Source organism: Collinsella sp. CLA-ER-H2 (assembly GCF_040092405.1).
Lineage (GTDB): Bacteria > Actinomycetota > Coriobacteriia > Coriobacteriales > Coriobacteriaceae > Collinsella.
This window is the reverse complement of sequence record NZ_JBBNLO010000007.1, coordinates 43,620-63,496: the sequence shown is the minus strand read 5'-3', so window position 1 is coordinate 63,496 and position 19,877 is coordinate 43,620. Positions and strand designations below refer to the sequence as shown.

At 62.0% G+C, this 19,877-nt stretch carries 18 protein-coding genes and 2 tRNA genes; 19 read left to right on the top strand and 1 reads right to left on the bottom strand.

Translation table 11 applies throughout. From position 1 onward, the window contains the following. Positions 1-44 precede the first annotated feature (44 nt). Positions 45-617, bottom strand: coding sequence for a hypothetical protein (locus AAAX59_RS03380; protein WP_349070565.1), 573 nt, complete (start codon positions 615-617; stop codon positions 45-47). A gap of 369 nt (positions 618-986) precedes the next feature. Between AAAX59_RS03380 and rimP the strand changes: the two genes are divergently transcribed. The 19 genes from rimP to rpmF all read left to right on the top strand — a co-directional run bounded on the left by rimP (position 987) and on the right by rpmF (position 19,815). After that, positions 987-1,481 carry a ribosome maturation factor RimP gene (rimP, locus tag AAAX59_RS03375; RefSeq protein WP_349070563.1) on the top strand — a complete coding sequence of 165 codons (495 nt, stop codon included), beginning with the start codon at positions 987-989 and terminating at the stop codon, positions 1,479-1,481. A gap of 1 nt (position 1,482) precedes the next feature. Continuing rightward, positions 1,483-2,730: a transcription termination factor NusA gene (nusA, locus tag AAAX59_RS03370; protein ID WP_006234042.1), complete on the top strand. Its 1,248-nt coding sequence runs from the start codon at positions 1,483-1,485 to the stop codon at positions 2,728-2,730. Positions 2,731-2,821: 91 nt separating this feature from the next. After that, complete coding sequence (gene infB, locus AAAX59_RS03365; protein WP_035138110.1) at positions 2,822-5,536, top strand: translation initiation factor IF-2; 2,715 nt, start codon at positions 2,822-2,824, stop codon at positions 5,534-5,536. Positions 5,537-5,547: 11 nt separating this feature from the next. Further along, on the top strand, positions 5,548-5,958 hold the full coding sequence (gene rbfA, locus AAAX59_RS03360) for a 30S ribosome-binding factor RbfA (protein WP_006234038.1): 411 nt from the start codon (positions 5,548-5,550) through the stop codon (positions 5,956-5,958). Then, positions 5,951-6,994, top strand: coding sequence for a DHH family phosphoesterase (locus tag AAAX59_RS03355; RefSeq protein WP_195919396.1), 1,044 nt, complete (start codon positions 5,951-5,953; stop codon positions 6,992-6,994). Before rbfA ends, AAAX59_RS03355 begins: the two co-directional genes overlap by 8 nt. Before the next feature lie 27 nt (positions 6,995-7,021). Continuing rightward, the gene (truB, locus tag AAAX59_RS03350; RefSeq protein WP_349070562.1) at positions 7,022-7,942 is read left to right on the top strand and encodes a tRNA pseudouridine(55) synthase TruB; all 921 of its coding nucleotides are present in this window, start codon (positions 7,022-7,024) and stop codon (positions 7,940-7,942) included. Further along, a complete protein-coding gene (ribF, locus tag AAAX59_RS03345; RefSeq protein ID WP_349070559.1) occupies positions 7,939-8,946 on the top strand; it encodes a riboflavin biosynthesis protein RibF in 1,008 nt (335 codons plus the stop codon). The genes truB and ribF overlap by 4 nt, the downstream gene beginning before the upstream one ends. Further along, positions 8,939-11,041, top strand: a complete 2,103-nt coding sequence (dnaG, locus tag AAAX59_RS03340) for a DNA primase (protein ID WP_349070557.1) — start codon at positions 8,939-8,941, stop codon at positions 11,039-11,041. Before ribF ends, dnaG begins: the two co-directional genes overlap by 8 nt. Positions 11,042-11,157: 116 nt before the next feature. Then, positions 11,158-12,507 (top strand): RNA polymerase sigma factor RpoD, encoded by a 1,350-nt coding sequence (gene rpoD / locus AAAX59_RS03335; protein ID WP_195363137.1) that lies wholly within the window; start codon positions 11,158-11,160, stop codon positions 12,505-12,507. A gap of 188 nt (positions 12,508-12,695) precedes the next feature. Further along, a tRNA-Asn gene (locus AAAX59_RS03330) sits at positions 12,696-12,770 on the top strand. Positions 12,771-12,804: 34 nt separating this feature from the next. After that, positions 12,805-12,879 (top strand) — tRNA-Asn (locus AAAX59_RS03325). Between the two features lie 195 nt (positions 12,880-13,074). Next, positions 13,075-13,431 carry an Asp23/Gls24 family envelope stress response protein gene (locus AAAX59_RS03320; RefSeq protein ID WP_022093773.1) on the top strand — a complete coding sequence of 119 codons (357 nt, stop codon included), beginning with the start codon at positions 13,075-13,077 and terminating at the stop codon, positions 13,429-13,431. Between the two features lie 27 nt (positions 13,432-13,458). Continuing rightward, positions 13,459-15,120 carry a DAK2 domain-containing protein gene (locus tag AAAX59_RS03315; RefSeq protein ID WP_349070555.1) on the top strand — a complete coding sequence of 554 codons (1,662 nt, stop codon included), beginning with the start codon at positions 13,459-13,461 and terminating at the stop codon, positions 15,118-15,120. Between the two features lie 10 nt (positions 15,121-15,130). After that, positions 15,131-17,308 carry an ATP-dependent DNA helicase RecG gene (gene recG / locus AAAX59_RS03310; protein ID WP_349070553.1) on the top strand — a complete coding sequence of 726 codons (2,178 nt, stop codon included), beginning with the start codon at positions 15,131-15,133 and terminating at the stop codon, positions 17,306-17,308. Next, positions 17,305-17,961, top strand: a complete 657-nt coding sequence (gene rsmD / locus AAAX59_RS03305; protein WP_349070551.1) for a 16S rRNA (guanine(966)-N(2))-methyltransferase RsmD — start codon at positions 17,305-17,307, stop codon at positions 17,959-17,961. Before recG ends, rsmD begins: the two co-directional genes overlap by 4 nt. Beyond that, on the top strand, positions 17,954-18,451 hold the full coding sequence (coaD, locus tag AAAX59_RS03300) for a pantetheine-phosphate adenylyltransferase (protein ID WP_055286393.1): 498 nt from the start codon (positions 17,954-17,956) through the stop codon (positions 18,449-18,451). The genes rsmD and coaD overlap by 8 nt, the downstream gene beginning before the upstream one ends. Positions 18,452-18,519: 68 nt before the next feature. Then, the gene (locus tag AAAX59_RS03295) at positions 18,520-19,017 is read left to right on the top strand and encodes an ATPase (RefSeq protein WP_040358176.1); all 498 of its coding nucleotides are present in this window, start codon (positions 18,520-18,522) and stop codon (positions 19,015-19,017) included. Beyond that, positions 19,017-19,571, top strand: a complete 555-nt coding sequence (locus tag AAAX59_RS03290) for a DUF177 domain-containing protein (RefSeq protein WP_128620683.1) — start codon at positions 19,017-19,019, stop codon at positions 19,569-19,571. The genes AAAX59_RS03295 and AAAX59_RS03290 overlap by 1 nt, the downstream gene beginning before the upstream one ends. A 64-nt stretch (positions 19,572-19,635) precedes the next feature. Continuing rightward, complete coding sequence (rpmF, locus tag AAAX59_RS03285) at positions 19,636-19,815, top strand: 50S ribosomal protein L32 (protein ID WP_022094017.1); 180 nt, start codon at positions 19,636-19,638, stop codon at positions 19,813-19,815. Positions 19,816-19,877 lie beyond the last annotated feature (62 nt).

Sequence of the window (19,877 nt, the reverse complement as noted above, 5' to 3'; positions counted from 1 at the left end):
TTTTGTGTTGTATGCCCTGCTTAGTCATTGCGTCGCAACGTTTTCTATGGGATGTGTACCAGGTCCCTAAAGTAAACGTTGCCCGTTGCCTCTTCGAACATCCAGATGTTGAGGTAGATGTCGTTGAGGTCGTTGTTCACATCAAAGTCCGGGTCGTCGTAGGTGCCCACAAAGGTGAGCATGGCGCGCGTTTCCTCGCCCGCCCCGACCTGCTGGCGCATGTGCACATCGCGGACCACGCCGTTGACGTAGGCACAGGAGTCCACATCGCCAAACATCATGTCGACACCGGTGTTGTTGGACACCGTAAAGACGAGCGCGGCGTCCCCGTAGCCGTCGGTGTCGTTGCCCACGCAGGTAACATGGACGTTCTCGTCTGCCTCAAGGTCGATGGGGAACTGTTCCTGGGAATCGGGACCCAAGCTCTGGGGATCGACGATGTCCTCGTCTATTTTGTCGAAGCTCACCGGGGGTTCGGTTTTCTCGATGGCTTTGGTGCTGCCAGGATCCGGTTCGCATGTTCCGGTTTTGCTGTTCGTTTTGCCACAGCCCACGAGGGTCAACGAGCACGTTGCGATGGCGAGCCCAGTCATGCAGAGGGTGCCTAGGCGTTTCATGGGTGCCTCCTTACCGTAAAGGATCTCGAAAGGTTCGTCGTTGCGCGACTTGCTGGCTGGCTTGTTGCAGAATGCCCCTTAACGTAAGTCTGATCGATAGGGGCTCGGGGAGGAATGCCCTTGGGGTCCGAACGGGCCTGTGGATTGGGACGCATGGCCCGTTCTTGGACCCTCGGACGCTTGCCTCATGGAGTCTTTAGTCCAATTGTCCTATTCTTGTGGAGAAGCTGTGCGCACGCTGACCTGCAGATTCGTACTGTGCTTGCACGTTTCCGCAGCTATTGGTATAGTTTGCTTGCAAATGAAGTTGTAATTGAAAGAAGTGGGGTTTCGGCCCCGCTTCTTTTTTGTATGGATGGAGGTGCCGCAATGGTCAAGACCAAGACCGAGCAGGCGATCATCGACGCGCTCGAGGCCGTCGCTCCCCAGCACGATATCGACATCGTCGACGTCGAGCTCGTGGGTGCCACCAAGGCCCCCTGCGTGCGCGTGCGTATCGAGGGTGCCGAGGGTCAGAGCCTGTCGCTCAACGACGTCACGGCCAACACCAAGTGGGTCGGCGATGTGATTGAGGAGCTCGACCCCATCTCTTCGAGCTATACGCTCGAGGTGTCGAGCCCGGGGATGGCGCGCCCGCTGCGCCGCCCGAGTGACTTTGCCCGCTTTGTGGGCGAGAACTGCGAGCTCACCTCCACCGCCACCGAGGGCCGTCGCAAGTACGCCGGCAAGATTGCCGCCGCCACCGAGGCGAGCGTGACCCTCGAGCTCGAGGACGGCGAGTCCGTTACCCTCGATTTCTCTGATGTTAAAAAGTGCAAGTTGAAGCCCACCTACGACTTCAAGCCCGCGAAGGAAGGAAAGTAAGATGGCAGCATCCGACATGATGTCCGCCCTGATGGAGCTTTGCCAGGAGAAGCACATCGACCAGCTCTACCTGATCGACCGCCTGGAGCAGTCGCTCGCCAAGAGCTATGCCGAGATCCTGCATCTTGAGTGGGGCGCCAAGGTGACCATCGACCGCACCACCGGCAAGATCTACGTCTACCGCCTGGAGCCGATCGACGATTCCATGGACGAGGAGGGCAACTTCACCGAGTTCGAGGAGATCGACGTCACCCCCAAGAACACGAGCCGCATTGCTGCCCAGCACGCTAAGGCCGAGATCAACGCCATCGTGCGCAACTCCGCCCGCGAGCAGATCTACGAGGAGTTCTCCGGCCGCATCGGCGACCTCATCAGCGGTACCGTGCTGCAGTCCACGCCCGACTTCACGATCGTCAAGATCCGCGAGGGCGTCGAGGCCGAGCTTCCGCACTTCGACCAGCGTCGTTACGAGAACGAGCGCAACGAGCGTCCGATGGGCGAGCGCTACCTGCACAACCAGCACATCAAGGCCGTGATCATCGACGTTCGCGACCCCAACTCCAACCTGCAGCCGGTTCGCGGCGAGCACAGCCGTCCGCCGATTGTCATCTCCCGTACCCACCCCGAGCTCATGCGTCGTCTGTTTGAGCAGGAGGTGCCCGAGATCTATGAGGGCACCGTCCAGATCAAGTCGATCGCCCGCGAGCCCGGCCAGCGCTCCAAGGTCGCCGTCCACTCGCTTGACGATCGTCTGGATCCCGTGGGCGCCTGCGTCGGCCCCAAGGGCAGCCGTGTTCGCGCTGTCGTGGGCGAGCTCCGTGGCGAGCGCGTCGACGTCATCCTGTGGGATGCCGATCCTGCCGTCTATGTCGCCAACGCCCTGTCGCCCGCTAAGGTCACCCGCGTCCTCATCGACGAGGAGAAGGCCTACGCCGGCGTCATCGTGCCCGACGACCAGCTGTCCCTCGCCATCGGCAAGGAGGGCCAGAACGCCCGCCTCGCCGCGCGCCTGACCGGCTGGCACATCGACATCAAGTCCGAGACGCTTGCCGCCGACATCCTCAAGAACGTTCCCGTTCACGAGGAGCCCGCCGCCGACCTGATCGGTGACGAGGAGGACGAGGACGTCCGCCGCTGCGAGTACGTGTCCGAGGACGGCATCCAGTGCCGCAACCAGGCTCGTCCCGGCTCCCGTTTCTGCGGTGTCCATGACACCGACGCCTTCGATGATGCGGAGGACCTGATCTAGCGCGCGGTCGCGCCGGGCGGGTCCCGGCGCGTCTCCCACGCTCGTTCAGTCTCTAGGCACCCAAGGTGCCAGAAAGGGTAGGTGAAGTCATATGGCAAAAGTCCGTGTGTCCACCCTGGCCAAAGAGTTCGGCATGACCTCCAAGGAACTGATGGGTCATCTCGCCGATATGAAGATTCCCGCTAAGTCCGCTTCCTCCACCTTGGAGGACGCCTATGTCGCCATGGTCCGCAAGCAGCTCGCCTCGGTGATCGAGGCCCGCGCTCAGGAAGTCGAGGCCGCCAAGCAGGCCGAGGAGCAGGCAGCTGCCGCCGAGGAGGCCGCCCGCGCCGCTGAGGCCGAGCGCGAGCGCATCGCCGCCGAGAAGGCCCGCGAGGAGGAGCGCCGCCAGTTTGCCGCAGCCCAGGCTGCCGAGGAGGCTGCCCGCGCCGAGGCCGAGGCCAAGAAGAAGGCCGAGCAGGAGCGCCTTGCCCGCGAGAAGGAGGAGGCTGCCCGCGAGGCCCAGCGCCGCGCCGTTCCCGCTTCCGACTCCGGTTCGCGCTTCCGTTCGCTGCTCGACCAGATCGCCGCACAGGAGACCGTGCTCAAGGAGAAGAAAGACGCCGAGGACAAGGCCAAGGCCGAGCGCGCCGCCGAGCGCGGTAACCGTCGTGGCGGCAACAACGACCGCCGCGGTGGCCGTCGTAACGATCGCAACGCCTCCGACAACAACTCCGAGCGCAACGCCTCCGAGAGCCGTCCGCACAGCCATCGCACCAACGCCAGCAACAACGTCGCTGCTGGCATGGACTTCCCCAACCCCGACAAGCAGGGCAAGGGCAAGAAGCGCAAGGGCGGTCATAACAACGAAGAGGACCACTACAGCCGCATGGCTCGCGAGGCCGAGGAGTACAGCCGCGAGAAGGTGCTCGAGGAGGCTCGTGCCGCCGTCGAGGAGGCCTCTCGCGAGTCCACCGGTCGCCGCAAGAAGCGCAAGGAGAAGCGCGAGCGCGAGGCTGCCAAGGCTCAGGAGGAGCGCAAGATAGAGGAGGCGCTGGCCCAGGGCGTGAACCCCGAGGACCTCGACGCCATCAAGGTCTCCCAGGGCGTTACCGTCCAGGAGCTTGCCGAGGCGCTCGACGTTCCGGCCAACGACATCATCAAGCGCCTGTTCCTGCTGGGTACGCCGCTCACCATGACGCAGTCCATGTCCGACGACCTCGTCGAGCTCGTCGCCGACGACCTGGGTCGTCAGATCAAGATCATCACCCCCGAGGAGGAGAACACCTTCTCGTTCTATGACGATCCCGCCGACCTTAAGCCGCGCGCCCCGGTCGTCACCGTCATGGGCCACGTCGACCACGGCAAGACGTCGCTGCTCGACGCCATCCGTCACACCGGCGTTGCTGCCGGCGAGGCGGGCGGCATTACGCAGGCCATCGGCGCTTCGCAGGTCATGATCAACGACCGCAAGATCACCTTCATCGATACCCCGGGCCACGCCACCTTTACGGCTATGCGTGCCCGTGGCGCCAAGGTGACCGACATCGTCATTTTGATCGTGGCTGCCGACGACGGCGTCATGCCCCAGACCGTCGAGTCGATCAACCACGCCAAGGCCGCCGGCGTACCCATCGTCGTCGCCGTCAACAAGATCGATAAGCCGGGCGCCAACCCCGACCGTGTGCGTCAGGAGCTCACCGAGTACGGAGTCATCCCCGAGGAGTGGGGCGGACAGAACATGTTCGTCAACATCTCGGCTAAGCAGAAGATCGGTATCGACGAACTTCTGGAGACCGTGCTGCTCCAGGCCGACGTGCTCGAGCTCAAGGCCAACCCGGACACCTTTGCCTCCGGCAACGTCCTCGAGGCCAAGCTCGACAAGGGCCGCGGCTCGGTTGCTACCGTGCTCGTGACCCGCGGTACCCTGCACGTGGGCGATACGCTGGTCGCCGGCCTTACCTACGGTCGCGTCCGTGCCATGCTCGACCCCAAGGGCCGCGCCGTCACCGAGGCCGGTCCCTCCGACGCCGTCGAGATTCTGGGCCTGCAGTCCGTGCCCAACGCCGGTGACGAGTTCCGCGTGTTCGAGGACGAGCGCGAGGCTCGCGCCCTTGCCGACGAGCGTTCGCTCAAGGCCCGTATCGAGGAGCAGAGCCGCGTCAAGCACGTCACGCTCGAGAACCTCTTCGAGACCATCGCCGACGCCGAGGTCAAGGAGCTCAACCTGATCATCAAGGCCGACGTCCAGGGCTCTATCGAGGCCCTTCAGGACTCGCTCGACAAGATGGATCAGTCCGAGGTTCGCATCAACACGATCCACTCCGCCGTTGGCGCCATCAACGAGACCGACGTCGTCCTGGCCGACGCCTCCAACGCCATCATCATCGGCTTTGGCGTCCGTCCCGACGGTAAGGCCCGCTCCGCCGCCGAGCGCGAGGGCGTCGAGATCCGTTGCTACGACGTCATCTACAAGTGCCTCGAGGAGCTCGACGCCGCCCGTATCGGCATGCTCAAGCCCACCGAGGTCGAGGTCGCCACGGGTACCGCGACCGTCTTGGACACCTTCAAGGTGCCCAAAGTCGGTATCGCCGCCGGTGTCCGCGTCGAAGAGGGCGAGATCGCCGCGACCGATTCCGTGCGCCTGGTGCGCGACGGCATCGTGGTCTTCAACGGCAAGATCGCCTCGATGCGCCACTACAAGGACGAGGCCAAGAGCCTCAAGAGCGGTTCCGAGGGCGGCATTGGCCTGGAGAACTTCCAGGACATCAAGCCCGGCGACCAGATCGAGGGTTACCGCATCGACCAGGTTGCCCGTACCGAGTAGGGGGTAGCGCTATGAAGCAAACGCAGGCAACCCGCCGTCTGGGCGAGCAGCTTCGCGAGAAGCTTGGTTATATCCTGCTCTTTGAGGTTTCCGATCCGCGTCTCGACCTGGTTACTTTGACCGCGGTCGAGGTCGCGGTGGACCGTTCGTTCGCGCGTGTGTACGTGTCGTGCGATGCGAGCCGCTACGACGAGGTCATGGAGGCGCTCGCAAGCGCCAAGGGCCGTATTCGCAGCCTGTTGGCTCGCTCGCTCGATTGGCGTGTCACGCCCGAGCTCGATTTTCGCATCGATCGCTCGACCGATGAGGCCGAGCGCATCACGCGTGCGCTGGAAAACGTTCCCGCCACGCTTGCGATCGAAAAGGACGAGGACGGCTATCCGATAGCGGATGCCGCCCAGGAGGCAGCTTTAGATGACTAATTCCGCCGACCTCGCCTCGTGCGAGTCTGCAGATATTCAGCGACGCATCCTCGAGCTCATCGAGGGTGCGTCCTCCATTGCGATTTCGGGACATACTTCTCCCGATGGCGATGCCCTGGGCTCCGTATTGGGTCTGGGCCTTTCGCTCATGAAGTTTTTCCCCAACAAGGACATTGCGCTGCTGCTGGCAGATGATGACCCGGTTCCGCGCATCTACCGATTTATGGAAGGCTCCGATCGCCTGGTGCCGGCATCTGCGTACACCGGCAATCCGGACCTGTTCATCTCGGTGGACGTGCCGGTCGTCGAGCGCCTCAATAATTCCGCCGAGGTGCTTCGTCGCTCCAAGCATGTGGTGTGCTTCGATCATCATCCGGCGCGCGAGGAGTTTGCCGAGCTGAGCCTGAGGCGCGTCGATGCCGCGGCCTGCGCCATGATCATCGACCGCTTCTTGGACAATTGCGGCATTGTCGCACGTGATGGCGTTGCGACCTGCCTGCTGTGTGGCTTGGTTACCGATACCGGCCGTTTTCAGTACCAAAACGCCGATGCCGCCGCGTTCCATGCAGCCTCGCGCCTGGTGGCGCACGGTGCCGATCCGGCGCGCGTTGCGCTCGAGGTCTACCAGAGCATGCGCGTTGAGTTTTTGCACCTCAAGTCCATCGTTATGGGTCGCATTAAGACGGTGGCCCACGGGCGCGTCGCGTATAGCTATGCGTACCAGAGTGACCTTGAGGCTTGCGGTGTCACCTCGGATGAGTGCGACGGCCTGGTTGACGTGGTGCGTTCGGTGATGGGCGTCGAGGTCTGCATGTTCTTAAAGGGCATTGAGGGCGATACCAAGGTGCGTGGCAACCTGCGCTCCAAGGGCGACCTCGATGTGTCCGAGATTGCTGCCAACTTTGGCGGTGGCGGGCATCATGCCGCCGCCGGCTTTTCCAACAACGGAACAATTCGCGAGACGCTCGCCGTGGCACTTCCCATGCTGGCCGAGCTGGTGGGGGAGGATCCCGCTTCGGTGACCGTCGAGCTCTAACTAATTGGATGGTACATGGCTCGTCGAATGCCTTCTCAATTGAATATGCTGCTCGCCGTCGATAAGCCGGTGGACTGCACGTCCCACGATGTGGTCTCGCAATGCCGACGCGCCCTCCATGAGCGGCGCGTCGGCCATGCCGGTACGCTCGACCCCATGGCATCCGGCGTCATGGTGGTGGGCGTGGGCCAGGCCACCCGTCTGCTGGGCATGCTAACCCTCGATACCAAAAGCTACGTCGCCGACATCTCGTTTGGCGCCGAGACTAATACCGATGATGCGGAGGGCGAGGCGGTCCGCACGGTAGCTGTTGCCAACGAGCTCCGCGATTCTGCCTATGCCCGTGAGCGCTTGGCTGCCATGCTTGGTCCGCAGATGCAGGTGCCGCCGGCGTTTTCGGCTATCTCGGTCAATGGCGTTCGCGCCTACAAGTCTGCTCGCGCGGGTAATGCGGTGGACCTACCTCCGCGCCCCGTCGAGGTCTATGCCGCTGACCTGATCGCCGTGGGTGGCGAAGGTGATACATGTGTGTGGACGGTGGCGTTCTCGGTGAGCAAGGGCACCTATATCCGTGCGCTCGCTCGCGACCTGGGCCGTGCTTGTGATAGCGCCGCGCATATTTCCGCGCTTCGTCGCACCGCATCCGGTGTTGTTTCCATTGGCGCCTGTCATGCGGTGGAGGAGCTTTCTCCCGAGTCCGCCGCTGGCTTTGCCCTGGATCCCATTGCAGCCCTGGGCGCCACGCGTGTTGACTTGCCGGGCAATCTTGCCGACGACCTGCTCTGCGGCCGACGCATTCCCGTTGAGCGTGCGCTTGCCGATTTCGATGCCTCGAAGGCGCCGTTTGCGTTGGTGCTCGATGGGGGGCTCAAGGCGCTCGCCCACATTGAGGGTGGCCGCTTTGTCATGGAGCACGTGTTTCCGCAGGCCATCGGCGGTGTTCGATGATGCTGGCCGCTCGCGAGCTCGCGCGTATCTTTTTCGCCGGCGAGTCGGAAGAGGCCCGCATCGTTGCTGCTGATGCGTTTGATGAGTGCGAGCACTTGGGTGCCGCATCGATTGCCATCGGCGTGTTCGACGGCGTTCACCTTGGACACCAGGAGCTCATTGCGGCGCTTGTCCGTGATGCCCGTGCCCATGGCTGTAAGGCGGTCGTGGTTACCTTCGATCCCGACCCGGATGTTGTGGTGAGCCCTTCGCCCGCTCAAAAATTGATGACGACGGCCGACCGTCTGCACGCCTTGGCTCAGACCGGGGTCGATGCGGTGGTGGCCGTTCCCTTTACGCCTGAGGTTGCGGCGCTTGACCATGTTGATTTTCTCTCGCTGGTGTCGCGTCTGGTCGACATTCGATCGATTCGCGTCGGCAGTGACTTTAGGCTGGGTCGTGGCGGTGCTTCTGGTGTTGCCGAGATGCGCGCCTGGGGTTCCGAGCACGGCGTTGACGTGTACGGTCACGACCTGCTTTGCGAGGGCGGTGAGGCCATTTGCGCCACCCGTATCCGTCATGAGCTCGGACAGGGCCATGTGGAGCTGGCTGCTGAGTTGCTTGGCCGCCCGTATATGGTGCGCGGCGGTGTTACTCGCGGCCGTCACGAGGGTTCTGACATGGGCTTTCCCACGGCAAACCTGCAGGTTCCCGATGGCATTCAGGTGCCTGCCGATGGCGTGTATGAGGGCCTGGTGCTGGTCGATGACACCGTGTGGCCCGCTGCCGTGAACGTCGGCCTGCCGCCAACGTATGCCGACGATGCCGCTTCGGCGCATCTCGAGGCTAATTTAATTGGTTATACGGGCGACCTGTACGGCGCTTCCGTTTCGCTGGCGTTTACGCGCTGGCTGCGCCCGTCGCGCGTGTTCGATTCGCTGGATGAGTTGATCGCGACCGTCGAGGGTAATATCGAAGATATTCGTCACAACTTGGGCGAGCAGGGGGTGAGCATCCGTGATTAGCGATGAGGAAAAAGACCAGGTACGCGCTGCGTCCGACCTGGTCGCCATCGTGCAGGAAACGGTTGAGCTCAAGCCCCGTGGCCATGAGTTTTGGGGATGCTGCCCCTTTCATGGCGAAAAGACTCCGTCCTTCCACATTATTCCCGCCACGCAGGTGTGGCATTGCTTTGGCTGCGGCGAGGGTGGAGACGTCTTCACCTATATCATGAAGCGCGAGAACCTGAGCTTTCCCGAGTCAATCCGTTATTTGGCCGACCGCGCGGGTATCGAGCTGCACGACACCGGAGATCGCCGCGAGCGCGGTACCAAACGTGCCCGCATCTACGATCTGTGCGCCGAGACCGCCCAGTTCTACCACACCATGCTTATGCGCGGTAAGGACGGCCGTCCGCGCGAGTACTTTGCCAGCCGCGGCATGGGCGGCGACGTCTGCCGCCGCTACTGCCTGGGCTTTGCGCCGGGTCGCAATGCGCTGGTGTCGCACCTGTCCCAGGCGGGTTTTACCCCGCAGGAGATGATCGACGCCAATGTTGCCGTGAGCCGCGGGCGCGGGCAGCTTGCCGACCGCTTCTACGACCGCGTGATGTTTCCCATCTTTGACGAGCAGGGTCACAACATTGCCTTTGGCGGGCGCATCATGGGTGACGGCCAACCCAAGTACCTCAACACCGCCGAGACGAGCGTGTTTCATAAAAAGCGAAACCTCTACGGCTTTAATTGGGCCAAGGAGTTTATCGTCGCGCAGGATACCGCCATCGTGGTAGAGGGCTATACAGACTGCATCGCCTGTTGGGAGGCGGGGATTAAAAACGTCGTCGCCACGCTGGGCACCGCGCTCACGGAGCATCACGTCAAGACGCTCACCCGCTTTGCCAAGCGCATCATATATATGTTTGACGGCGATGCCGCGGGCCAGAAGGCCGCCCGCCGCGCGATTCAGTTTATCGAGCAGGATTCGATGGACCTGCGCTGCGTGGTGCTGCCCGACGGCAACGATCCCATGGAGTTCATCACGGCGCATGGTGGACAGGAGCTGCAGGCGCGCATCGACGCTGCCGAGCCGCTTATGGACTTTGTTTACCGTTCGCTGCAGGAGTCGAGCGATATTACCACGCCGGGCGGTCGCGCAAAGGCGCTGGAAGATGCGCTGACGCTTATCTATCCGCTGCGCGACAGCTATATGATCGATACGTACTTTATCCAGATTGCCGATCTGCTGGGTTTGGATCTGGAGACCGTGCGCGCGAGCTCGGGCCGCGTGTTTCGCGATGTCGCCAAGCGCGAAGATGCGGAACGCCGTCGTGAGCAGAACTATGAACGCCAGCGGGCGCAGGCTGAGCGGTCCGGCGGGACGGGCAGTCGGGCGTCGGGTTCTCGCGATGCCGGTCGCGGCGCTTGGGCATCGGGCGTGACGCCGCCGGTTTCCGCGCCGGTCGAAGAAGAGCCGTACGACTACGTCCCGCTCGATGCCTACGGTGCCGCGCCCGTGGAGGTCGTCGACGACCCGCCGCCGATCGATGTGCCTGATGGTATGGGCGCTGTGCCTGCGGCTGACGGTTCGGGCGCACCGGCTGCGGCGGCGCCGATGGTTCTTACCGATCTTGAGCGCAAGTCCTTGGCAGGGGAGCGCGAGCTGTTGACGATGCTTACGAGCTACCCCGACCTGTTCCGCACGTATGCCGACCGCATCTGCTCCATCGAGTGGGTTGACCCACGTCACGAGTCCATCGCATGGGCCGTTCTGGCAACGCCGCCGGGAACCGATCCTGCAGCCTGCATGGATGCGGCACGTTCGGTGTGTCCCGATGCGGCAACGCTTGTGAGTGCCGGGCGCATCTCGGCGACGAGCAAGCACCCCACCGAGACGAACATCGTGTTTATGCTCGATACGCTCGAGCTCTACACCATCAAACGCCGCATGCGTGCCGCACAGGCCAAGCTGCGACAGGACCGTTCGCTCGATGATGAGGCCCGTCGCGCGCTGACCGTGCAGGCCGCGCAGGATTCGCAGCGTCAACGCGAGCTGCAAAAGTCGATCGGCGGCGTGGCGGACCCGTTCCGTTTGATTGGTTTGGAGACCGCAGGAACCGAATAGGCCTAGATGTTGTGGTCAACCAGCGTATTCTCGCCTATATCCAGTCCTCTTTTTGGGTATAGACGTCACTGTGTGTGCTAAAGTATTGAATCCTGTGGACTATGAAGGGAGAATCTGTGCCAAAAAAGACTGAGAGCACGGGTACTGGGCTGGAATCCTACGTTGCAAAGCTTATGGGCAACGGCTCAAACAGGACTTCGGTAACCGAGGACGAGATTCAGGTCGCCCTGAAGGATATCGATGTAACTGATGAGCAGCTCACCGCGGTGTATTCCGCGCTGCGCAACAGCGGCATCCAGATTATCTCCGCGAGCGGTAACGACGACGCCCCCATGGACGTCGACGATGACGATAACGATACCGATACCGACGATTTCGATGACGACGACGAGCACGATTCCGGCTCGCTCGACGATCATGAGCTCAAGATGGCCCGCCAGGCCGACGCCGAGATGGGTTCTTCCAAGAGCAAGAAGAAGCGCACCGTGCGCACGTCCCGTTCGCGTTCGCGCGTGCGCGGCATCGACGCCTCCACAGTGATGCTGACCGGCGACCCGGTCCGTATGTACCTCAAGGAGATCGGCAAGGTCGACCTGCTGACCGCCTCCGAAGAGGTCGATCTGGCCATGAAGATCGAGGCCGGTCTTGAGGCCACCGAGAAGCTCGAGGCTGCCGATGCTGGTGAGCTCGAACTCACGCGTGCCGAGATGCGTCGTCTTACGCGTATTGAGAACGTGGGCCTCGAAGCCAAGCAGGCACTCATCAGCGCAAACCTGCGTCTGGTCGTCTCCATCGCCAAGCGCTATGTCGGTCGCGGCATGCTGTTCCTGGACCTGATCCAGGAGGGCAACCTCGGTCTGATTCGCGCCGTCGAGAAGTTCGACTACCAGAAGGGCTTTAAGTTCTCCACGTATGCCACGTGGTGGATCCGTCAGGCCATCACGCGCGCTATCGCCGACCAGGCCCGTACCATCCGTATTCCCGTGCACATGGTCGAGACCATCAACAAGCTCGTCCGTGTGCAGCGCCAGCTCCTTCAGGACCTGGGTCGCGACCCGACCCCCGAGGAGATCGGTGCCGAGATGGACATGAGTGCCGACCGCGTCCGCGAGATCCAGAAGATCTCGCAGGAGCCCGTGTCGCTCGAGACCCCCATCGGCGAGGAAGAGGATTCTCAGCTGGGCGACTTCATCGAGGACTCCCAGGCCATCGTTCCGCCCGATGCGGCCAGCTTCTCCATGCTGCAGGAGCAGCTCACCCAGGTGCTCGACTCGCTTGCCGATCGTGAGCGCAAGGTTATCGAGCTGCGCTTTGGCCTTGTCGACGGACATCCCCGTACGCTCGAGGAAGTCGGCCGCGAGTTTGGTGTCACGCGCGAGCGCATTCGCCAGATCGAGTCTAAGACCCTGGCCAAGCTCCGCCACCCGAGCCGCAGCAGCAAGCTCAAAGACTATATCGAAAGCTAGTCAAGCAAGAGGCGCCCTCAAGCACATCTGCTTGGGGGCGCTTTCATGTAGTCGTTGGGGACGTTCTTGAATGACTAGTCGTTTAAGAACGTCCCCAACGATTAGGTCGGAAAATTTCTTAAAAAAGTTCTTGCCCTAAGCTGATTCGTCCGTATAATAAACTTCGTTGCTTGAGAGCACGCACCTATTCCTCGGTAGCTCAATGGTAGAGCACGCGGCTGTTAACCGCGCTGTTGTAGGTTCGAGTCCTACCCGGGGAGCCAGAATTTTTCAGCCCTTTCCGTTGGGCTTTTAAATTCCTCGGTAGCTCAATGGTAGAGCACGCGGCTGTTAACCGCGCTGTTGTAGGTTCGAGTCCTACCCGGGGAGCCAGGTTGTAAAACCCGTCGCGTATGCGGCGGGTTTTTTCATGCCGCGATCGCCGTTCGCGAACGTTACCGTATCAACATTTCGTGTCGAGGATGTAATCCCGAGGCCCGCCACCTCAACATGGCGCGGTCGTTGTAGAATATTGCAATGATTGCTCCCACGACATGGTGCCGCGAGCACCAAGAAAAGGAGATTCTTGTGTCTGAGACCATTAACGGCAGCCTGAGCGTCTCGAACGACGTTATTGCCGATATTGCCGGTTATGCCGCGATGACGTGCTATGGCGTTGTCGGTATGGCTGAGCAGCTCCAGGGCGCCGAGAGCGTGCGCCTGCTTGCCGGTCAGCGCCTCCGCAAGGGCGTGCTTGTCTCCGCCGACGAGAACGGCCTTACGGTCGATCTTCACGTCGTGCTCGAGAACGGCGTCAATATGAAGTCCGTCTGCCACAATCTTTCGAGCTCCGTTGCCTTCACCCTGCAGGAGATCGCCCAGATCGATCCCGCCAGCCTTAAGATCGGCATCCACATCGACGCGCTCAAGAGCCGTCTGAACTAGCATCCGAAAACGGAGATTCAAATACCCATGATTGCAAAGACCATTCGCACCTGTTTTCCGATCGCTGCGGCTGCCGTTTCCGACAAGGCCGAGGAGATCAACAAGCTCAACGTCTTCCCCGTACCCGACGGCGACACTGGTACCAACATGTCGCTCACGCTCGCCTCGGTGACCAAGGAGCTCTCCGCCCTTCCTGCCGATGCCGACATGGAGGCCATCGCCGGCGCCATCACTCACGGCTCCCTGATGGGCGCCCGCGGTAACTCCGGCGTCATCACCTCGCAGATTCTGCGCGGCGTGGCCGAGGGCCTCGTCTCTGCCGATGAGCCTATTACGGCTGCCAACATCGCCTATGCGTTCCGTCGTGCCGTTAAGGTCGCCTTCCAGGCCGTCCGCAAGCCCATTGAGGGCACGATCCTCACGGTCCTGCGCGATGTCTCGACCAAGGCCGATGAGTGCGAGAAGAAGAAGTTCTCAGCCGAGGATGCGCTCGATGCCATCGTCGTCGAGGCGTACCAGTCCGTCGCCCGCACACCCGATCTGTTGCCCGTTCTGAAGGAGAACGGCGTGGTCGACTCCGGCGCCTTTGGCTTTGCCATCTTCCTGGAGAACTTTGTTGCCGCTGCGCTCGGCCGCAGCACCGTTGTCGAGGATTTCTCCGCCACGTTTGATTCCGCCGGCTCTGCCCGTGACGCCGCTCTTGGCCGCGTTGAGATCGAGGCTAACGACGACTGGGAGGGCTCGGAGTTCCGTTACTGCAACGAGTTCCTTTTTAAGGCCGACGCCCCGTTTGACGAGGACGAGTGCCTTAAGTTCCTGGGCTCCATGGGCGACTGTGAGCTGCTCGTGGGCGCCTACCCCGATTACAAGATCCATGTGCACTCCAACACCCCCAACCTGGTGCTCGAGCATATGCTGCAGCTTGGTCAGATTTACGAGGTCTTTATCCACAACATGGAGATGGAGGCCCACGACCGTACCGCTAAGATTCACGAGGACCAGGAGAAGGCCGCCGAGCCCGCCAAGGCGCTGGGCTTTGTCGCCGTTGCCGCCGGTTCTGGCGAGGCCGACATCCTCAAGTCCCTCGGCGTCGACGTGATCGTGTCGGGTGGCCAGACCATGAACCCCTCGACTGCAGACCTGCTGGGCGCGGTGGACCAGGTCAACGCGACCTCAGTCATTATTCTGCCCAACAACGGTAACATCCGCATGGCTGCCGAGGCTGCCGCTTCTGCCTGCACCGACAAGAAGGTTGCCGTCGTTCCCACCAAGACCGTTCCGCAGGCCTTCTCCGCGCTGTTCGCGGTCCTGCCCGATTCCGAGCTCGAGGATGCCGTTGCCGCTATGGTCGACGCCATCAGCGAGGTCCGCGATGGCGAGGTCACCCGCGCCGTGCGCGACTCCAGCGCTTCCGACGGCTCGCCGATTCACTCCGGTGATGTCATGGGCATCATTGCCGGCTCCATCGACGTGGTCGGCTCCGACGTGAAGCAGGTCACGCTCGATTGCATCAACCGCATGCAGGAGGAAGAGGAGGGCGACGCGCTGACGATTCTCGCCGGCGAGGAGCTGTCCGATGAGGCCTTCCAGGAGATCGTCGACGCCATCGAGGAGGCTCAGCCCGACCTGGAGGTTGACGCCCATCGTGGCGAGCAGCCGCTCTATCCCGTGATCTTCTCGATCGAGTAGGCAACTGCCCATGTCCGAGCTGTGCTCCGTGCCGCGCGTCTCGGAGCGCTTTGCCCAGAGCAATGCGCTCGACGAGGATATCGCGCGACTCAAATATGTTTCGGGTAAACGTGAGGAGGCCCTTCGCCGTCTGGGAATTCGGACGGTGGGGGACCTCCTTCTCCATATTCCTCATCGATACCTCGACTTTACCCGTTCGTGGTCCATCGAGATGGCGCCCATCGGCACTGTGTGCACCATCATCGCCACGGTCGACCGCATCGTCCAAAAGCAGCCGCGTCCGCGTATGCAGGTGACCGAGGTCTCGCTTGTTGACGAGACGGGCGTGCTGCAGCTCGCCTTTTTCCGCCAGCCCTGGATTGCCCAGCAGCTTAAGCAGGGCGACCGCCTGGCCGTGATGGGCAAGGTCGAGTTTGCCTACGGCTTTAAGCAGATGGCCTCGCCGCACTTTGAAAAGCTCGAGGACGGGCGTGCCGCAGGCACCATCCTGCCGGTCCATTACGTGAGTGATGGCGTGAGCCAGGCGTGGATGCGCCGCATCGTAAGCGGCGCGCTCGAGGTCGTCGGCAATCCCTTTGATCCTATTCCTGCACGCTTGCGCGTCAAGCGCCGCCTGATGAGCAATGCCCGCGCACTGCGCTCAATCCATTTTCCATCGAGTATGGCCGAGCGCGACATCGCGCGTCGTCGCCTGGCATACGAGGAGTGCCTCTACCTGCAGCTGGCGCTGCGTCTGCGCAATGACGGCGGCCTGGTCGATGTGGTGCCCTATGCCCACACCGCGGGCGAGCACCTGGCCGCGCTCAAGCAGGCCCTGCCGTTTTCGCTGAGCGACGAGCAGGAGGCCGCGTTCCAGGATATCCTGCGCGATATGTGCGATGGTGGGCGCGTGATGAACCGCCTGCTGCTGGGCGATGTCGGTACCGGTAAGACCGCCGTTGCCGCCTGCGCGCTAGCTGTGGCTGCCGATAGCGGCACGCAGGCCTGCGTTATGGCGCCCACGGGCGTGCTGGCGCGCCAATATGCCGATAAGACCGGCCCTCTGCTCTCGCAGGCCGGCATGTCCTGGGCGCTTCTGACGGGTGCCACGCCGGCCTCAGAGCGCGAGCGCATCCATGCTCAGCTGAAATCGGGCGAGCTCGACGTCCTCTTTGGTACCCATGCGGTGCTTTCGGATGACGTTGCGTTCAAGCATCTGTCGCTCGTGGTCATCGATGAACAGCACCGGTTTGGCGTCGGCCAACGCAACGCGCTGCGCGCGAAGGGCCCGGGTGCCGATCTGCTCGTTATGACGGCGACGCCCATCCCGCGCACGTTGGCACTTTCGGTCTACGGCGATCTGGACACGAGCATCATCCGCCATCGGCCCGTCCCTGGCGCTGGCGTGACGACAAGCGTACTCACCGAGTCGAGCCGTGACCTCGCCTATGGAGCCATCCGCGAGGCGCATGAAAAGGGTCAGCAGGCCTACGTGATTTGCCCGCTCGTGGAGCCGAGTGATTCGGCCGATGAGCTGGAAGACGTGCCCGGTATTGCCCGCGACGATGAGGGCCGCGTAACCGTCCCCGTGCCGCTGCACGATACGGCGACCGAGCTCGATCGCCTGCGTTTGGCGTTGCCGGGTCTTGCCATCGAGCGCCTTCACGGCCGTATGCCAGCGGGGGAGAAGGACCAGGTTATCGATGCCTTTAAGCGTGGCGAGATTGACGTGCTCGTCTCGACTACGGTGGTCGAGGTGGGCGTCGACGTGCCCAACGCCACCGTCATGGTCATCGAGAACGGCGAGCGCTTTGGTTTGGCTGCCCTGCACCAGCTGCGCGGTCGCGTGGGCCGTGGCAGCGTGTCGGGCACGTGCCTGGTCATGACGCACTCCAAGGGCAACGGCGGCGCATCGGCGGCGCAAGACCGTCTCCAGTCGCTCGAAAAGACTTCGGACGGCTTTACGCTCGCCCAGATGGACCTGCGCCTGCGCCATGAAGGCGAGATCCTGGGTTATCGCCAGCATGGTGGCGTGACCCTGCGTTTTGTCGACCTGGATGCCGACGAGGAATTGATCGAGTGGGCCCATTTGGACGCGCTCGAGCTCTTGCGGTATGCTTGCAACCTTGACTCTGTGGCGACGCGTCCCTTGCGCGACGCGGTCGCCATGCGTTATCGACATATCTTTAAGGAGGTCAGCGGAGGATGAGAATCATCGGCGGCGAATGGCGCGGTCGTAAGATCGAGGAGCCCCGTGGTCGCGATGTCACCCGCCCCACGACTGATCGCGTACGCGAGGCGTGCGCATCTATGGTCATGTCGGCATTCGATTTCGATTTGGACGAGGTCCGTGTGCTGGACGCCTTTGGCGGCTCCGGTGCCTTAGGGTTAGAGATGCTCTCTCGTGGGGCCCGCTCACTCACCACGTTCGAGATCGATCGCAACGCCGCGCGGCTCATTACCAAGAATATCGAGTCGCTCTGCCGTGACCGCGCGCGTTGGCGCGTGGTCACGGGCGACATGCTGGCGAGTGCCTTGCGCGGTCGTGTACCGGGCGGCCCCTTTGATCTGGTCCTGCTCGACCCGCCCTATGCTTTTGGTGCCGAGCCGGTCGAGGAACTGCTGCAGAACCTGGCTCAGCATGGTCTGCTTGCAGCTGGCGCTTATGCCCTGTTTGAGCATGCCGCCGCCGATGCGGGCGCGCATCCGGCAGGCTTTGAGACTGTACGTGAGAAGCGCTACGGCATTACCTCGGTCGACCTGCTTCGTTGGGTCGACGATAACGATGGTGAAGGCGACAGCGCCGGCGCAAATGCCGAGAACAACGATGCCACGACGTTTCAGGAGGACGCCCATGAATGACACCATAAACCGCGTGATCGTCCCGGGCACCTTCGATCCCATCACGTTTGGCCATATCGATGTGATCCGTCGCGCCCGCCGCATCTTTCCCAGCGTGATCGTCGCTGTTGCCGAGTCGCAGGGTAAAAACGGCGTGGGCACCACGTTTATGCTCGATGAGCGCGTGGCGCTGGCCCGCGAGGCGCTCGGTGATATCGACGGCGTCGAGGTCCTGCCCTTTACCGGCCTCTTGGTCGACTTCGCTCGTGAGCAGGGGGCGGGGGCCGTGGTCAAGGGTCTGCGCGCCATGACCGACTTTGAATATGAGCTGCAGCAGGCCGACCTTAACTATCGTCTGGATAGCGAGCTGGAGTCCATCTTTGTCATGAGTGCGCCGCAGTACGGCTATATCTCGAGCTCGGTTGTTCGCCAGATCGCCTCGCTCGGCAGCGATGTATCGACGTTTGTCCCGTCCAACGTGGTCGAAGCGCTCAAACATCGCTTTTCGTGACGTTTCTTATTGCCTGGTGGCATGTGGTAAACTAGCACGATGATATGTTACCTATGAAAGGAGACCGGATGCCGGGCGAGAATTTTCCTGGCGATAGGATCGTCAGCTTGGTCGATGAGCTCGAAGGGCTGATCGAGGAAGCCAAGCCGCCTTTCGGCAAGAACGCTCAGTTCAAGGTCATCGACGCCGACGTGTTCTTCAACATCCTCGACGAGATCCGTATGAGCTATCCCGAGGAGTGGCAGAAGTCCCGCCGTATCCTTAAGGAGCGCGAGGAGCTTATGGCTTCCGCCGCCGCTCAGGCCGATTCCATCATCGCCGACGCTCAGCAGCAGGCTCTCACCATTGCCGGTGAGCAGGAGATCGTCCGCCTTGCGCAGCAGCAGGCCGACGACATCCGCGATCGTGCCCAGCAGTACGAGCGCGAGACGCGTTATGCTGCCGAGGACTACGCAGAGCAGGTCTTTACGCACCTGGAGGAGAACCTCAAGAGCCTGACCGGCACCGTTACCCGTTGCCGTCAGCAGCTCAACGAGGGTGCCGCCCAACAGAATGGTCAGTGGTAATGGCTGAGTTCCCGAGCGTTACCGTCGATCTTTCCGAGCAACTCGAGTTTCCTGGAGATTCGTATCCGCTGACCGGTAAGGTCGATGTCGCCACCTACACGGTGGGCGAGAAGGAGTACCAGCTTCAGGACGGCATCGACTACGACGTTGTCTTTACCAATGCCGGTACCGGTGTCTTGCTCACGGGCATGGTCCGCGCGCACGCCACCGGCGAGTGCGACCGTTGCCTGGAGCCCGCCTCGTTTGATATCGCCGGCGAGATCGAGGAGTTCTACCTCTTTGAGGAGCCCGAGGATCCCGAGGCCTACGAGGACGGCTACGAGCTCCTGGGTGAGGACCGCATCGTCGATCTGGGTGAGCCCATCAATGACGCGGTCGTTATGGACACGCCGTTTGTGGTGCTCTGCAAGCCCGATTGTCGCGGTCTGTGCCCCACTTGCGGTTGCAATCTCAACGTGGAGCAATGTGATTGTGCTGCCCAAGCCGAGGCCGAATGGGCCGAAGCCACGGAAAATCCATTTGCAGCGTTGAAGAATCTCAAGCTCGATGAGTAAAACTGTGGTAGTATTGCTACTTGCGCGTAATCGCCACACTGGATAGTTCATAAGGAAGGTCACTATGCCCGTACCTAAACAAAAGCAGGGTCGTATCCGCACTCACACCCGTCGTTCCGCCAACATGAAGATCTCGGCTGCGGCTCAGTCCACGTGCCCCCGTTGCGGCGCTGTTAAGCTTCCGCACCACGTGTGCCCCAGCTGCGGTTTCTACAAGGACCGCGAGGTTATCGTTACCGAGTAACGGTATACTCTGGATGCGATGCCGTTCCAAATGGAACCACAATGGCCGGCTCAATGAGTCGG

Coding starts and splice junctions, on each gene's coding strand:
- rimP (WP_349070563.1), top strand. CDS start 987: ATGGTCAAGACCAAGACCGAGCAGGCGATCATCGACGCGCTCGAGGCC.
- rpmF (WP_022094017.1), top strand. CDS start 19,636: ATGCCCGTACCTAAACAAAAGCAGGGTCGTATCCGCACTCACACCCGT.
- truB (WP_349070562.1), top strand. CDS start 7,022: ATGCCTTCTCAATTGAATATGCTGCTCGCCGTCGATAAGCCGGTGGAC.
- rsmD (WP_349070551.1), top strand. CDS start 17,305: ATGAGAATCATCGGCGGCGAATGGCGCGGTCGTAAGATCGAGGAGCCC.
- AAAX59_RS03290 (WP_128620683.1), top strand. CDS start 19,017: ATGGCTGAGTTCCCGAGCGTTACCGTCGATCTTTCCGAGCAACTCGAG.
- AAAX59_RS03295 (WP_040358176.1), top strand. CDS start 18,520: ATGCCGGGCGAGAATTTTCCTGGCGATAGGATCGTCAGCTTGGTCGAT.
- AAAX59_RS03315 (WP_349070555.1), top strand. CDS start 13,459: ATGATTGCAAAGACCATTCGCACCTGTTTTCCGATCGCTGCGGCTGCC.
- AAAX59_RS03380 (WP_349070565.1), bottom strand. CDS start 617: ATGAAACGCCTAGGCACCCTCTGCATGACTGGGCTCGCCATCGCAACG.
- rbfA (WP_006234038.1), top strand. CDS start 5,548: ATGAAGCAAACGCAGGCAACCCGCCGTCTGGGCGAGCAGCTTCGCGAG.
- recG (WP_349070553.1), top strand. CDS start 15,131: ATGTCCGAGCTGTGCTCCGTGCCGCGCGTCTCGGAGCGCTTTGCCCAG.
- infB (WP_035138110.1), top strand. CDS start 2,822: ATGGCAAAAGTCCGTGTGTCCACCCTGGCCAAAGAGTTCGGCATGACC.
- nusA (WP_006234042.1), top strand. CDS start 1,483: ATGGCAGCATCCGACATGATGTCCGCCCTGATGGAGCTTTGCCAGGAG.
- AAAX59_RS03355 (WP_195919396.1), top strand. CDS start 5,951: ATGACTAATTCCGCCGACCTCGCCTCGTGCGAGTCTGCAGATATTCAG.
- coaD (WP_055286393.1), top strand. CDS start 17,954: ATGAATGACACCATAAACCGCGTGATCGTCCCGGGCACCTTCGATCCC.
- ribF (WP_349070559.1), top strand. CDS start 7,939: ATGATGCTGGCCGCTCGCGAGCTCGCGCGTATCTTTTTCGCCGGCGAG.